Annotated in this window: 13 protein-coding genes; 7 read left to right on the forward strand and 6 right to left on the reverse strand. The window is 57.9% G+C overall.

The genetic code is table 11. The features are described 5' to 3' along the window. The first annotated feature begins 52 nt into the window (after positions 1-52). From AC2FID_RS09815 to AC2FID_RS09835, 5 genes are all read left to right on the forward strand, one after another. The gene (locus tag AC2FID_RS09815) at positions 53-1,333 is read left to right on the forward strand and encodes an ABC transporter substrate-binding protein (RefSeq protein ID WP_496836582.1); all 1,281 of its coding nucleotides are present in this window, start codon (positions 53-55) and stop codon (positions 1,331-1,333) included. Between the two features lie 75 nt (positions 1,334-1,408). Further along, positions 1,409-2,242, forward strand: coding sequence for an ABC transporter ATP-binding protein (locus tag AC2FID_RS09820; protein WP_058275083.1), 834 nt, complete (start codon positions 1,409-1,411; stop codon positions 2,240-2,242). A 19-nt stretch (positions 2,243-2,261) separates the two neighbouring features. After that, entirely contained in the window at positions 2,262-3,479 is a 1,218-nt protein-coding gene (locus AC2FID_RS09825; protein WP_282170626.1) for a phenylacetate--CoA ligase family protein, read from the forward strand. Between the two features lie 119 nt (positions 3,480-3,598). Beyond that, positions 3,599-5,263 (forward strand): ABC transporter permease, encoded by a 1,665-nt coding sequence (locus AC2FID_RS09830; protein ID WP_282170627.1) that lies wholly within the window; start codon positions 3,599-3,601, stop codon positions 5,261-5,263. Between the two features lie 76 nt (positions 5,264-5,339). Continuing rightward, entirely contained in the window at positions 5,340-5,690 is a 351-nt protein-coding gene (locus AC2FID_RS09835) for a DUF2794 domain-containing protein (RefSeq protein ID WP_058275250.1), read from the forward strand. On the opposite strand, the gene AC2FID_RS09840 is transcribed toward AC2FID_RS09835, so the two are convergent. The 3 genes from AC2FID_RS09840 to AC2FID_RS09850 form a co-directional block, all read right to left on the reverse strand. After that, positions 5,687-6,424, reverse strand: coding sequence for a C40 family peptidase (locus tag AC2FID_RS09840; RefSeq protein ID WP_496836585.1), 738 nt, complete (start codon positions 6,422-6,424; stop codon positions 5,687-5,689). The two genes, AC2FID_RS09835 and AC2FID_RS09840, sit on opposite strands and share 4 nt — an antisense overlap. Then, complete coding sequence (locus AC2FID_RS09845; RefSeq protein WP_496836587.1) at positions 6,421-7,803, reverse strand: leucyl aminopeptidase family protein; 1,383 nt, start codon at positions 7,801-7,803, stop codon at positions 6,421-6,423. Before AC2FID_RS09845 ends, AC2FID_RS09840 begins: the two co-directional genes overlap by 4 nt. A 63-nt stretch (positions 7,804-7,866) precedes the next feature. Next, positions 7,867-8,247 carry a hypothetical protein gene (locus AC2FID_RS09850; protein ID WP_496836588.1) on the reverse strand — a complete coding sequence of 127 codons (381 nt, stop codon included), beginning with the start codon at positions 8,245-8,247 and terminating at the stop codon, positions 7,867-7,869. 153 nt (positions 8,248-8,400) lie between these two features. On the opposite strand from AC2FID_RS09850, the gene AC2FID_RS09855 reads away from it, so the two are divergent. Both AC2FID_RS09855 and AC2FID_RS09860 read left to right on the forward strand, forming a co-directional pair. Further along, on the forward strand, positions 8,401-9,051 hold the full coding sequence (locus AC2FID_RS09855) for a carbonic anhydrase (RefSeq protein WP_282119743.1): 651 nt from the start codon (positions 8,401-8,403) through the stop codon (positions 9,049-9,051). 104 nt (positions 9,052-9,155) lie between these two features. Continuing rightward, complete coding sequence (locus AC2FID_RS09860; RefSeq protein WP_496836590.1) at positions 9,156-9,692, forward strand: SRPBCC family protein; 537 nt, start codon at positions 9,156-9,158, stop codon at positions 9,690-9,692. Positions 9,693-9,739: 47 nt separating this feature from the next. On the opposite strand, the gene AC2FID_RS09865 is transcribed toward AC2FID_RS09860, so the two are convergent. From AC2FID_RS09865 to AC2FID_RS09875, 3 genes are all read right to left on the reverse strand, one after another. After that, the gene (locus AC2FID_RS09865; RefSeq protein ID WP_496836591.1) at positions 9,740-10,558 is read right to left on the reverse strand and encodes a DUF2189 domain-containing protein; all 819 of its coding nucleotides are present in this window, start codon (positions 10,556-10,558) and stop codon (positions 9,740-9,742) included. A 229-nt stretch (positions 10,559-10,787) separates the two neighbouring features. Next, positions 10,788-11,810, reverse strand: a complete 1,023-nt coding sequence (locus AC2FID_RS09870) for an aspartate-semialdehyde dehydrogenase (RefSeq protein ID WP_058275078.1) — start codon at positions 11,808-11,810, stop codon at positions 10,788-10,790. A gap of 111 nt (positions 11,811-11,921) precedes the next feature. Further along, the gene (locus tag AC2FID_RS09875) at positions 11,922-12,956 is read right to left on the reverse strand and encodes a glycosyltransferase family 4 protein (protein WP_496836593.1); all 1,035 of its coding nucleotides are present in this window, start codon (positions 12,954-12,956) and stop codon (positions 11,922-11,924) included. Positions 12,957-12,959: the final 3 nt, after the last annotated feature.

Genomic DNA, 12,959 nt, shown 5'->3' on the forward strand with positions numbered 1-12,959 from the left:
GGCGGCACAAGCCCGAACGCAACATCGGACTAACCAAGGGAGGAGACACCCGATGAAATTGAAACTGGCAACCGCGGCGCTAAGCGCCCTGATGGCTGCAGGACCCGCTCTGGCGGATCTTGTGATCCCCGATCTGAGCTATCGTACCGGGCCTTACGCCGCTGGCGGCATTCCGTTCTCGGATGGCTATAACGACTATTTCACCCTGCTGAACGAGCGCGATGGCGGCATCGGCGGTGTTCCGATCCGGATGGTCGAATGCGAAACCGGCTACAACACAGAAAAAGGTGTGGAATGCTATGAAGCCACCAAGGGCGAAGGCGCTTTGGTGTATCAACCGCTGTCGACTGGCATCACCTATCAGCTGATCCCAAAGGTCACCGCAGACGACATTCCGCTGCACACGATGGGTTATGGCCGGACCTCGGCCAAGAACGGCGACGTGTTCAGCCATACCTTCAACTATCCAGCCAACTACTGGGACGGGGCCTCGGGCGCGGTCAATTACCTGCTTGAGGAAAACGGTGGTGACCTGAGCGGCAAGAAAATCGCGCTGGTCTACCACAACTCTGCCTATGGTAAGGAACCGATCCGTACGCTGGAAGAGCTGTCAAAAAAGCACGGCTTTGAACTGGTCGCCCTGCCGGTCGATCACCCGGGTCAGGAACAGAAGTCGCAGTGGCTGCAAATCCGCCGTGATCGTCCCGACTATGTCCTGATGTGGGGCTGGGGGGTTATGAACCAGGTTGCCGTGCAAGAGGCCGCCAACATCCGGTTCCCGATGGAAAACTTCATCGGCATCTGGTGGTCCGGTTCTGAAAACGACGTGCTGCCAGCGGGCGAAGCTGCCAATGGGTACAAAGCATTGACTTTCCACAACGTTGGCACGGACTTCCCGGTCTTTGACGATCTGCAGAAACACGTTGTCGATGCAGGTAAGGCTGCAGGCGCGGGTGATCAGGTTGGCACGGTTCTGTATAACCGTGGTCTCTATGCGGCTGTTCTGGCTGCCGAAGCCATCAAGAAAGCCCAGGAAATCTCGGGCAATGCGGACATTACCCCGTCTGAGATGCGTGCCGGTATGGAAGCACTGGAGATGACAGAAGAGAAGATGGCCGAACTGGGCCTGGCGAACTTTGGTCCGACCTTCTCGGTCTCATGCGAAAACCATGGCGGTGACGCCCTTGTGGGTGTGACGCAGTGGGATGCAGCAAACAAGACCTGGACGCTGATCTCGGACTTCAAGCAGACCGATGGTGAAGTGATCGGCGCGCTGATCGATGAAGATTCTGCGGCCTATGCAGCAGAAAACAACATTGAAGGGCGTTGCTGATACAGCGCTTTGAACAAACCGGGGCGGCGGCAGACCGCCGTCCCGAACCCCACACTCGCTTAAGGACACGCGCAGATGCTGGATGCGGCACAAACCACTGACACCAAGTCGGAAACCCTGCTTGAGGTCAACAATATCGAGGTGATCTACAATCACGTGATCCTCGTTCTGAAAGGCGTCAGCCTGACTGTGCCCAAGGGCGGTATCACGGCCCTGCTGGGCGGCAACGGCGCAGGAAAAACGACGACGCTCAAGGCTGTTTCGAACCTGCTGCATTCCGAGCGCGGTGAAGTCACCAAGGGAACGATCGAATATCGCGGCACCAGCGTGCATGAAAGCGATCCCGCCGATCTGGTGGAAAAAGGCGTCATCCAGGTGATGGAAGGCCGCCATTGTTTCGAACACCTGACGGTCGAGGAAAACTTGCTGACGGGCGCCTATACCCGCAAGGATGGCAAGGCCGCCATCCAGCAGGACCTTGAACTGGTCTACACATATTTTCCCCGTCTGAAAGAACGCCGCCGGTCGCAGGCAGGCTACACTTCGGGTGGTGAGCAACAAATGGTTGCAATGGGTCGGGCTTTGATGTCCCGGCCCGAGACGATCCTGCTGGACGAACCCTCAATGGGTCTGGCGCCGCAGCTGGTTGAAGAGATTTTCGGCATTGTTAAGGATCTAAACGAAAAAGAAGGCGTGTCATTCTTGCTGGCCGAACAGAACACCAATGTGGCTCTAAGGTTTGCGCATTACGGCTATATTCTGGAATCCGGGCGCGTCGTGATGGACGGTCCGGCAGCAGATTTGCGCGAAAACCCGGACGTGAAAGAGTTCTATCTGGGCATGTCCGACGAAGGCCGCAAAAGCTTCCGTGACGTGCGATCTTACCGCCGCCGCAAGAGGTGGTTGTAAGCGAATGGAGGATCTGGCGATGACCTACTACGACGCTCTCGAAACCCGATCAGCCGATGAACGCTCCGCCGATCAGGCACAGGCGCTGCGTACTCAGATTGACCGCGCCCTGTCCGCTCCGGGATTTGCCGCGCATCTGGCCGATGCAGATACTAACTCGGTGACCTCGGTCGACGATCTGGTCAAGTTGCCTGTATTGCGGAAATCGGACTTGGCGGCGGCGCAGGCGTCCCGCCCGCCATTTGGCGGATTCACGGTCAAGCCAGCGCGGCACTTCCATCATGTGTTTCAGTCGCCCGGTCCGATTTATGAGCCCGGCAGCACGGATCATGATTGGTGGCGCATGGGGCGTTTCCTGAACGCCGCCGGCGTCGGACCCGGAGATATCGTGCAAAACTGTTTCGGCTATCACCTCACGCCAGCTGGTATGATTTTTGAAAGCGGCGCGCGCGCGGTAGGTGCCGCTGTGCTGCCAGCGGGTACCGGCCAGACCGAATTGCAGGTGACCGCGGCGCGTGATGTGGGCTGCACGTCTTATGCGGGCACGCCGGATTATCTGAAGGTCATTCTGGACAAGGCAGATGAGATGGGCGTGGCCCTGAACTTCTCGAAGGCTGTTGTGGGCGGCGGCGCGCTGTTCCCATCTTTGCGTCAGGACTATGCTGATCGGGGTATTTCCTGCCTGCAATGCTATGCCACGGCTGATCTGGGCAACATCGCCTATGAAAGTGCCGCGATGGAAGGGATGATCCTCGACGAACATGTCATTGTCGAGATTGTCACGCCTGGCACCGGAACACCGGTAGAGCCGGGTGAGGTCGGTGAGGTTGTGGTAACCTCTCTGAACCCTGATTACCCGCTGATCCGCTTTGCCACTGGTGATCTGTCCGCGATCATGCCGGGCGTGTCGCCTTGTGGGCGGACCAATCTGCGGATCAAGGGATGGATGGGTCGTGCGGACCAGACCACCAAGATCAAGGGCATGTTTGTGCGTCCTGAACAGGTGGCAGCATTGGTCGACAAACACGAGGAAATCGTCAAAGCACGGGTCATCGCCGCCCGTCAGGGTGAGATGGACACGATGACCGTCCAGATCGAAAGCGCGGGAGGCGACGACATGGCCTATGCCAAATCCGTAGTCGAGGTGCTGAAACTGAAAGGCGCAATCGAGGTCGTAACCCCCGGATCACTGCCGAAGGACGGGTTGGTGATCGAGGATCAGCGCGTTTACGAATAACCCCGAGCCATGTCTGCGGCAGTATGTGCCGCAGATTTGTTTTTCCTGCACTGGTGTTTCTTAGCATTTTGGTCGATTAAAGGCTGATCAATAGCCAACGCCAGTTACAATCCAGGTCCATGGCCGAAATCGACTATTCAGAACACGGGAAACGCAATCGCGGCGCGCTGGGCACCCGGTTGGTGGCCACTGTGGCCTATATGGTGGCAGCGGCTTGTCTTCTGCCGATGGTTGCGGTTGTTCTGGCGGCGGTGACGGGGGGTACGGAAACGGTCTCGCATCTGTTTGAGACGGTTTTACCCGGGTATGCACTGACAACCGTGATCCTTGTCGTTCTGGTGGCTATCGGCACGTTCTCTATCGGGGTTGGCGCGGCGTGGCTGGTGACGATGACACGCTTTCCCGGTGTGCGCTTTCTGGAGATTGCTCTGGTCCTGCCGCTGGCTTTTCCGGCCTATGTTCTGGCTTATGCCTATACGTTCATTCTGGATCATCCCGGTATCGTGCAGACCACGCTGCGCGACGTGACGGGTTGGGGGCCGCGCGATTATTGGTTCCCGGAAATCCGCTCGACCGAGGGCGCGGCGGTGATGCTGATCCTAGTGCTCTACCCTTATGTCTATTTGCTGGCGCGGGCCGCGTTTCTGCAGCAAAGTGCCACCGCTTTTCTGGCCGCTCGTGCGCTGGGCAAAAGCCCGTGGTTGGCGTTCTGGCACGTGTCTTTGCCGATGGCCCGCCCGGCCATTGCCGGTGGTGTCCTGCTGGCCATCATGGAAACCATCGCCGATTTTGGAACCGTCGCCTATTTTGGCGTTCAGACCTTTGCCACGGGCATCTACACAAGCTGGTTCTCGATCGGCGACCGGGCGGGTGCGGCGCAGTTGGCCTTGTGCCTGCTGGGCTTTGCGCTGGTCATGGCCGTAGCCGAGCGTACGCAGCGCGGCAAGGCAAAGTACTATCAGGCAGGCAAAAGCCATGCCTCGCTGCCTTCGGCGCAACTTAAGGGCTGGCAATCCGCAGCTGCCATAACCTTGTGCGCTATTCCAGTGGTGCTGGGGTTCTTGCTGCCGGTATTTATCTTGATCCAGATGGGCCTGACCTCGGAACAAAACCTGCTGTCGCGGCGTTACATTGGGTTCATTCAAAACTCGCTGACACTTGCAGGAGTGGCCGCCGTGGTCACGGTTTGCGCCGCGATCTGCGTTGGGTTCTTTCAGCGCCTTCGCCCGGGTCGGGGATCATCGACCACAGGCTATCTGGCGCGGTTGGGCTATGCGGTGCCTGGCGGCGTAATCGCCGTTGGCCTGATGGTACCCTTCGCCAGATTCGACAACGCGCTGGATTCGTGGATGCGCCAGACGTTCGACGTCTCGACAGGTCTGCTGGTGACGGGGTCAATCTGGTTGCTGGTGGCGGCTTACATGGTGCGCTTTCTTGCGGCAGCGCTCAGCGCGTATGAAGGCGGGCAGAGTACTGTACACGCCAATATGGATGCTGCGTCCCGGTCTTTGGGCCAATCGCCGCTGGGTACCTTGCGACGAGTGCATCTACCAATACTGACACCCTCGCTGCTGACAGCCTTGCTGATTGTATTTGTGGATGTGATGAAAGAGCTGCCCGCGACCTTGATCATGCGCCCATTCAACTTTGATACGCTTGCGGTCCAGGCCTATCGTCTGGCCTCAGACGAGCGGTTGGAGGGGGCAGCGGTTCCCTCGCTTGTGATCCTGGCAGTTGGGCTTTTGCCGGTGATTCTGATCTGTCGGCAAGTTGGGCGGCGGTAGGACGAAACGATTCAAATTTACCACACCTGTTGGCACCGGACTTGATTCAAATGCGTTTTCCGGCAAGGCTGAGGGTATGAACATGCAGCCTCCCAGCCGGTTTTCTGCAAACTCGGCCCAGATGCCCGTCGCGTTCGACCGGCGCGAGATGTCACATATACTGTCTGTCTATGGCAAGATGGTTGCCGCCGGAGAATGGCGTGACTATGGCATTTCCAACCTGCGCGATATGGCGGTTTTTTCCATTTTCAGACGTACGGCAGAGCATCCGATCTACCGGGTCGAAAAACACCCTCGTCTGCGGTCCAAACAGGGGATGTATTCGGTGATCGGCATGGACGGGCGTATCTTGAAGCGAGGCCATGACCTGCGCACCGTGCTGCGCGTGTTGGAACGCAAGCTGATCCGGTCTGTGGACCTTGACTAGAGCCTTTTGTGAGAAGTTACTGACCCGTCGCCCTGCTCCAGAATCCGTGTGATTGCTTGATCCATCGGCTCGAACGTCACGTCCATGTGGTAGGCGTTGGCATGAAGCAGCATGTTCTCGCCATAGACCCATGCCACGTGGCCTTTCCAGAACAACAGATCCCCGCGCTTTGGTTCAGTTCCGGCAGGCAGCGCCGTACCCAGTTCGCGTTCCTGATCGTTGCTATCACCGGGGCAGGGTATGCCGCAGGCCAGCAAACCGGCCTGAACCAACCCAGAACAATCAATACCGAAGCGACTGTTTCCCCCCCAAAGATAGGGTGTGCCCAGAAACAGTTCGGCCACCGCTACGGGATCGGTCAGGTGAGTTGCGCTGAGTTTGGCGTGAATCGCCGGAATGAACCCCAGTTCTGTTTCCAGAAACCTATTCTGTTCCGACAGCACGCATAATTTGCTGCCGAAACTCAGCGATACGCGGTCCTGGCTTTTCATGTCGGGTTGTTTATAGGCATGTGTCGCGGGCGCGGTGACCCAGTGGGTCTGTTGGGCCTCAGGTCCCAACTGATCGGCCCTGACCCAACCGGGATAGCCGTCCTTGTCCGAGGTGATCCGGCTCCACCCATCGGTTTTGTCAACAACATCTACCGGGTCGCCAAACAACAGCTGCCGGTCCCTGGGGCCATTCGGGCTGCGCAACAAATCAACAACCGGCTTTATGACGCGCAGGCGGGTCATAGGTTCAGAATCTCGGGCAGGGCGGTCAGCAAGGCACGCGGCCCTTGGCCCAGACCGCCTTTGCTGCGTCCGGGGGCCTTGCTGGGCTGCCAGGAATAGATGTCGAAATGCATATAGCGGCTCTCACCCACAAAGCGGCGCAGGAACAGGGCCGCGGTGATCGAGCCTGCGAACCCACCTGAAGGCGCATTGTCCAGATCAGCAATGCCGGGTTCGATCATCGCCTCATAGGGTTCATGGAAAGGCATCCGCCAGACAGGGTCGGCCGATTGCCGACCAGCGTTGGCCAGTGCGTCTGCCGCGCCATCGTCATCGGTGTAAAAGGGCGCCAGATCGGGGCCAACCGCGACGCGCGCGGCACCGGTCAGCGTCGCCATCGAAATGATCAGGTCAGGTTCACCCTCATCCGCCAGCGCCAATGCGTCAGCCAGAACCAGCCGCCCTTCGGCGTCGGTGTTGTTGATCTCAACCGTCAGACCTTTGCGCGATGTCAGGATATCCCCCGGACGGAAGGCATTCCCCGCGACCGAATTCTCAACCGCCGGGATCAGCACGCGCAGTTGCACAGGCAGCTTTAGTGCCATGATCATCCGCGCCAAACCCAGCACATTGGCCGCACCGCCCATGTCCTTTTTCATTAGGGACATCGAATTCCCTGGTTTCAGATTCAGTCCGCCAGTGTCAAAGCACACACCCTTGCCGACAAGGGTCAGTTTGGGCCCGGTGTTGCCCCATGTCATCTCGATCAAGCGCGGAGCTTGCGCGGCGGCGCGTCCGACCGTGTGAATCAGCGGGAAATTTTGATCCAACAGGTCGTCGCCTTTGATTACCGAACAGGACGCGCCGAATTCCTGCGCCAAATCCTCGGCTGCGGCCTGCAGCTGATCCGGTCCCATGTCCGAGGCCGGTGTGTTGACCAAATCGCGGGTCAACGCCTCGGCACTGGCAAGCGCCTCAATTCGCGCGGCATCGACACCTTCCGGTGCGACGAGTCGCGCCTTGGCGGGTGATTGATTGGCGTAACGGTTAAAGGCATATCCTGCGAGCAACCAACCAAGGCACTCGTTGCTTATCGCATCAGCGGGCACACCTGATGCGATGCGATAGGTTCCCTTCCGCAAGGCTTCGGCCGCCGCTGCCAACGGGAACCGTTTGCGCGCGCGCTTGTTGTTTTTTCCGTAACCCGCCAAGGCCATTTGGGGGGTACCATCCGATTGCGGGATCAGCAGAGCTTGTCCCATGGCCCCGGTGAATCCGCTGACCTCGACCCACGATGCGATGTGGCTTGGCTGGTCTTTCAACCAATCGTCAAGATCGGGTTGCGAAATGACATGCAGCGGAACAGAGGGTTCGGACGGCGAAGCGAAGGACAGGGTCATGTGTATCTCGGCTGGTTCGAATTACGCTCAGCCTAGCCGCCCACGATCCGTCCGCAAGCCCCGTCAGAGGGAAAGATCCTGCTGATCCCAGATCACGGTCAGCGATTTCTCACCTACACGGATCAGGCGCGACAGGGTGGCCCCCGTCGCGACCGCATCCCCAACATCCACAGATTGCGCCACATCACCGGCGACTCGGGCCAGCGCGGTCATGCCAATCTGTTCGGCGATGGCCACCAATGACCGGGCGCATTTGCGCAGCCCGGCCCAGTCGCGCTGACGCCAAAATCGCTCGCAGTTTGACAGGCGCACGGCCAATTCTTCGACCGTACGGCACAACACATCCAATGCGTTCTTGTCGCCCAATTGGCGATGCAGCCCGTTCAAGCGGTCCGTATCCAGCCGAACGGTTTCCTTTTGTTCAAGCGTGACTATTGTATCCACCACATCTACCCCAATTCTCTACGCCCCCACGGCATAGTTGGACATTGGCGGTAGAATCCTTTGCAAAACCTTGCGTCGATGCTGGAAAATGGGTCGAATTTTCTGCGAATTCAGGTTACAGCAGCCGACAGACAAAAGAACGGGGACATGAGAATGGACTTAGCCAAACCTCTGCCGACCTATCTGGTCAAGCGGTACCACGGATGGAAAGCCACCACCTATTCGGAGAACCAGGTCTGGTATCGCCGCCTGGCCACTGAAGGGCAGCGCCCGCGTGCGATGGTGATTTCGTGCTGTGACAGCCGGGTTCACGTGACATCGATCTTCGGTGCCGATCAGGGCGAGTTCTTTATTCACCGCAATATCGCAAACCTTGTGCCGCCTTACGCACCTGATGGCGATCACCACGGCACCAGTGCGGCAATCGAATATGCGGTTACGGCGTTGAAAGTCGCGCACCTGATCGTTCTTGGCCATTCGCAATGTGGTGGCGTTCAGGGCTGCATTGACATGTGCAAGGGAAAAGCCCCGCAACTGGAGGCGAAAGAAAGCTTTGTCGGCCGCTGGATGGACATCCTGAAACCGAAGTATGACTTGGTTGCCGATGTTGAAGACAGCGTCGATCAAGCGCGGCAGTTTGAACGGCAGGCAGTCGTGGCATCGCTGGAGAACCTGATGACCTTTCCCTTCGTTTCATCTGCGGTAGATGACGGCTCGCTGAGCTTGCATGGGCTGTGGACCGACATCGGTGAAGGTGGCCTGCAATGTTATGACCCGGCCGAGAAGAAATTCGTGGTTGTCTAAACGGGCTGACATCTGAGAGTTTTCGAATGGCGCGGATCAGGTCTCTGATTTCGCGCCATTTTTTGCTATGATCGAAAACACACTCTTTCGATCAGGAGCGCGTCATGCGATTCATAAAACGTATTTTCATCACTCTGCTTGTTCTTATTCTGGTTCTGGTTGGCGTGTCTTATCTTTTGCCGGGCAAGGCCGAACTGTCCCGCAGCATTACGATCAACGCACCCGCCAGCGCGATCTTTCCTTACGTGAATTCGATGCAGGAAACTGAAAAATGGTCACCTTGGTTGACGCGCGATCCCGAAACTCAGCTGTCCTACAGCGGCCCTGAGGCGGGCGTTGGCAACACCTTGAATTGGGCATCTGAACACCCGCAGGTTGGTACTGGATCACAGGAAATCGTCGAAAGCGTTCCGGATCAAACCGTCATAACGGCGCTTGATTTCGGTCCGATGGGGTCCGCATCGGCCTCCTTCGATCTGACGCCCGAGGGTGAACAGACGCAGGTGACCTGGGGGTTCGAGTCCGATCTAGGCATGAACCCCATGTCACGCTGGATGGGCCTGATGATGGATAAATGGGTCGGAGGAGATTACGAGCGCGGTCTGACAAACCTCAAAGCATTGGTCGAGGGGCAGGGATAAATCAGGCGCTTCGATGCATTCGCGACGGCTGGGTTTGATCGGTCTGATCACCCCTCGGCTGGGGAAACAGCCCTTTGGTAAAGATGCCACGTGGTGTGGCCCAGAATCGGAAGGGTGAAGATCAGGCCTAGAAATGCAGGTAACATCGACAGCAACATCGTGACCGAGATAATCGCTGCCCAGCTGAGCATGACCACTGGGTTTCCGGTGACAACCCGGATGGATGTGATCATCGCGGAAATGAAGTTCGTCTCTCGATCCAGCAGCATTGGCATGGCGACGACCGTTACCGAGAACAGGACTGCCGACAAAAATGCGCCCACACAGGTACCAATGGTAAGGAACGTCCAGCCCTGCGGCGTAAAGAAGACGATGTTCAGAAAACGGTCAAAATCAGAAAACGATGCATTTTGCAGCGTGATCGCCAGCCAAAGCCGTATTTGATAGGTCCAAACCCAGAAAATGAACAGGGTTACAAAGGCCATCCAGCCCATTTCACGCTTTCGCTGGTTGGCCATGACGGTGAGGATATCAGACCATCCGAAATCCTCGTTGTTTTGCATCCGCCGAGACATCTCATAGAGCCCGGCGGCGGCAAAAGGCGCAACCAACGGAAAGCCAACAGCCGCGGGAATGATCATCCAGATTTTGCCAAGCCAGACCAGACACCAGACAAACAGAATCCCAAAAATTGCATAAAACAGGCCAAAAAAGCCGCTCATGACTGGGCGTGCCAGAAAATCAGCTAATCCGGCTTTTAGCGATGCGCTGATATCTGCCGCCGTCAATGTGTTCACCTCGGGCATGGCTTGCTGCTGCGGCGTCAGGTTGTCCGGGGGCGAGGACCCATTGGTTTTGGATGTCATGACACACTCCTCCAAAAGGGCGGAATCGTACTTGTCGGTTCGACAACAGGCTTTGCGGCGAAAGTAGTCCCTGCTGCGTATCGAAGTGTGTATCAGCTAAAGGACAAGAGCAAGGTTTCCTGGCGATCCTGGACGCCCTTCGAGTCCGCGAAGACTCCGCGTCCCGCCAAAAAAAAACCCCACTGACAGCGCAGCAGGGTTTATACAATTCGCAGTTTCGGGTCGGGGCTTAGCCCTTCTTCAGAACCTCACGGCCCAGCAGTTCCGCAATCTGCACCGCGTTTAGCGCTGCACCTTTGCGCAGGTTGTCCGAGACGCACCACAGGTTGATACCATTCTCAACGGTCGAGTCCTGGCGGATACGGCTGATGAACGTGGCAAAATCGCCTGCGCATTCGATCGGGGAGACGTAGCCGCCGGGTTCGCGCTTGTCGATCACCATGATGCCTGGGGCTTCGCGCAGGATGTCACGGGCCTCGTCTTCGTCCAGGAATTCCTCGAACTCGATATTCACCGCCTCGGAATGGCCGACGAAAACCGGCACGCGGACGCAGGTGGCTGTGACCTTGATCGACGGATCGACGATCTTTTTAGTCTCAACAACCATCTTCCACTCTTCCTTGGTCGAGCCGTCTTCCATGAAGACGTCGATCTGGGGAATGACGTTGAAGGCGATCTGCTTCTGGAACTTGTTTGGTGGCACGTCCGTAGTGGGATTATAGATCGCTTTGGTCTGATCCCACAGCTCGTCCATGCCTTCCTTACCGGCGCCAGACACCGACTGATAGGTCGACACGACGACGCGCTTGATGCGCGCGCGGTCATGCAGCGGCTTCAGCGCGACAACCATCTGCGCGGTCGAGCAGTTGGGGTTGGCGATGATGTTCTTGTTTTTGTAGTCGTGGATCGCCTGCGGGTTACATTCCGGCACGATCAGCGGAATGTCCGGGTCATAACGATAGAGCGACGAGTTATCGATCACCACGCAGCCAGCTTTGGCCGCCTTGGGGGCGTAGACCTTGGTCGCCTCGGACCCTACGGCAAACAGCGCCATGTCCCAGCCGGTGAAATCGAACGTGTCCAGATCCTTGGTAGTGAGTGTCGTGTCGCCAAAGCTTACTTCGGTGCCCAGCGAACGACGGCTTGCCAAAACAGCAAGTTCATCGACGGGGAACTGGCGTTCAGCCAGAATGTTCAGCATTTCGCGGCCCACGTTACCCGTGGCGCCGACGACTACGACGCGATAGCCCATTTCATGTCTCCAATGTTAAGGACGCGCGTTCATAGCCGCGTTGCAGCAAATAAAAAAGAGTTTTCGGGGTTTATTTCGCGCAATGACACCGATTTGACGTGGCGCATCGCCTCAGGTGTCGGTCAAAAGGCGTTCATAGAGCGCGACAAGCGTCTTTGCCTCACCATTGATGTCGAAATTCTGCTCGACATGAACGCGGGCGACGGCTCCAGAACGCGCAAGGGAATCGCGGTCGGACAACATCTCGGCGGCGGCTTCGGCCAGAGCGGGGATATCACCGGGTTCGACCACGCGGCCCAGCGACGGGTCGGTGACGATCTCGGAGAACGCGCCTACATCGGTCGCAACAACCGGCACGCCGCAAGCCATTGCTTCCAGCGGCGTCAGGCCGAACCCTTCCCACCGTTGCGGGGCAATGAACAGGTCCAGCACCTGATACCATTCGGCGATCTGATCGACGGTCACCTCGGGCATGAACAGAATGCGGTCGGACAGGCCCGCCTTGGCGACCTTGTCTTTCAATTCGGTCAGGAAGCTCGTATGCTTTTCCGTGGCGCGGCCCATGACGATGCCATGGACGTCGTCGAAGCGGCCGCACAGGTCGATCATTGCGTCGACAAAGGCATCGGTGCCCTTCTGGTGACGAATGCGGCCGTAGCAGCCCAGCAATAGACCATCTGGCAAACCCAGTCGCGCCCGAACAGCTGCTTTGTCTTCGGGCGGTGTGAAATCCTGCAAGTTGATGCCATGCATGATGACCTGCGCATCTCTCTCCAGATACTCGGCGGTTTTGCGCGAAGTCGCGACGACCGCGTCCATTTTGTCGATCAGCCATTTGGTGTAGCCGCTATGCGCGCGTTGCGAGGCGCTGGTGAACAGCAGCTTCAATCGCAACCGCAGCACATTGCGCAGGATCAGGCCCAGCAGCATCTCGGTATTGCGGCGCGCGTGCCAGACGCGCAGTGTTTTGCGCGACAAAAAGGGCAGGCGGCCCAGCGGGATATGTGGGATGTCATCCGGCAGACCCGGCCCGGTGGCCGCGATGTCGATCCATTGCACCTGCAGCGGCACCAACCGGGCAATCGTCGCGGTCACACCCGAAAGTCTGCGTTTGAGGTTGGGGGCAATGACGCGCGGGTCGGACATGGA

The sequence above is a fragment of the Ruegeria sp. CDSC068 genome (assembly GCF_059610545.1).

What these genes read in the sequence shown, in the direction of transcription:
- AC2FID_RS09815 (WP_496836582.1), top strand. Translation starts at nt 53, where the DNA reads ATGAAATTGAAACTGGCAACCGCGGCGCTAAGCGCCCTGATGGCTGCA.
- AC2FID_RS09820 (WP_058275083.1), top strand. Translation starts at nt 1,409, where the DNA reads ATGCTGGATGCGGCACAAACCACTGACACCAAGTCGGAAACCCTGCTT.
- AC2FID_RS09825 (WP_282170626.1), top strand. Translation starts at nt 2,262, where the DNA reads ATGACCTACTACGACGCTCTCGAAACCCGATCAGCCGATGAACGCTCC.
- AC2FID_RS09830 (WP_282170627.1), top strand. Translation starts at nt 3,599, where the DNA reads ATGGCCGAAATCGACTATTCAGAACACGGGAAACGCAATCGCGGCGCG.
- AC2FID_RS09835 (WP_058275250.1), top strand. Translation starts at nt 5,340, where the DNA reads ATGAACATGCAGCCTCCCAGCCGGTTTTCTGCAAACTCGGCCCAGATG.
- AC2FID_RS09840 (WP_496836585.1), bottom strand. Translation starts at nt 6,424, where the DNA reads ATGACCCGCCTGCGCGTCATAAAGCCGGTTGTTGATTTGTTGCGCAGC.
- AC2FID_RS09845 (WP_496836587.1), bottom strand. Translation starts at nt 7,803, where the DNA reads ATGACCCTGTCCTTCGCTTCGCCGTCCGAACCCTCTGTTCCGCTGCAT.
- AC2FID_RS09855 (WP_282119743.1), top strand. Translation starts at nt 8,401, where the DNA reads ATGGACTTAGCCAAACCTCTGCCGACCTATCTGGTCAAGCGGTACCAC.
- AC2FID_RS09860 (WP_496836590.1), top strand. Translation starts at nt 9,156, where the DNA reads ATGCGATTCATAAAACGTATTTTCATCACTCTGCTTGTTCTTATTCTG.
- AC2FID_RS09865 (WP_496836591.1), bottom strand. Translation starts at nt 10,558, where the DNA reads ATGACATCCAAAACCAATGGGTCCTCGCCCCCGGACAACCTGACGCCG.
- AC2FID_RS09870 (WP_058275078.1), bottom strand. Translation starts at nt 11,810, where the DNA reads ATGGGCTATCGCGTCGTAGTCGTCGGCGCCACGGGTAACGTGGGCCGC.
- AC2FID_RS09875 (WP_496836593.1), bottom strand. Translation starts at nt 12,956, where the DNA reads ATGTCCGACCCGCGCGTCATTGCCCCCAACCTCAAACGCAGACTTTCG.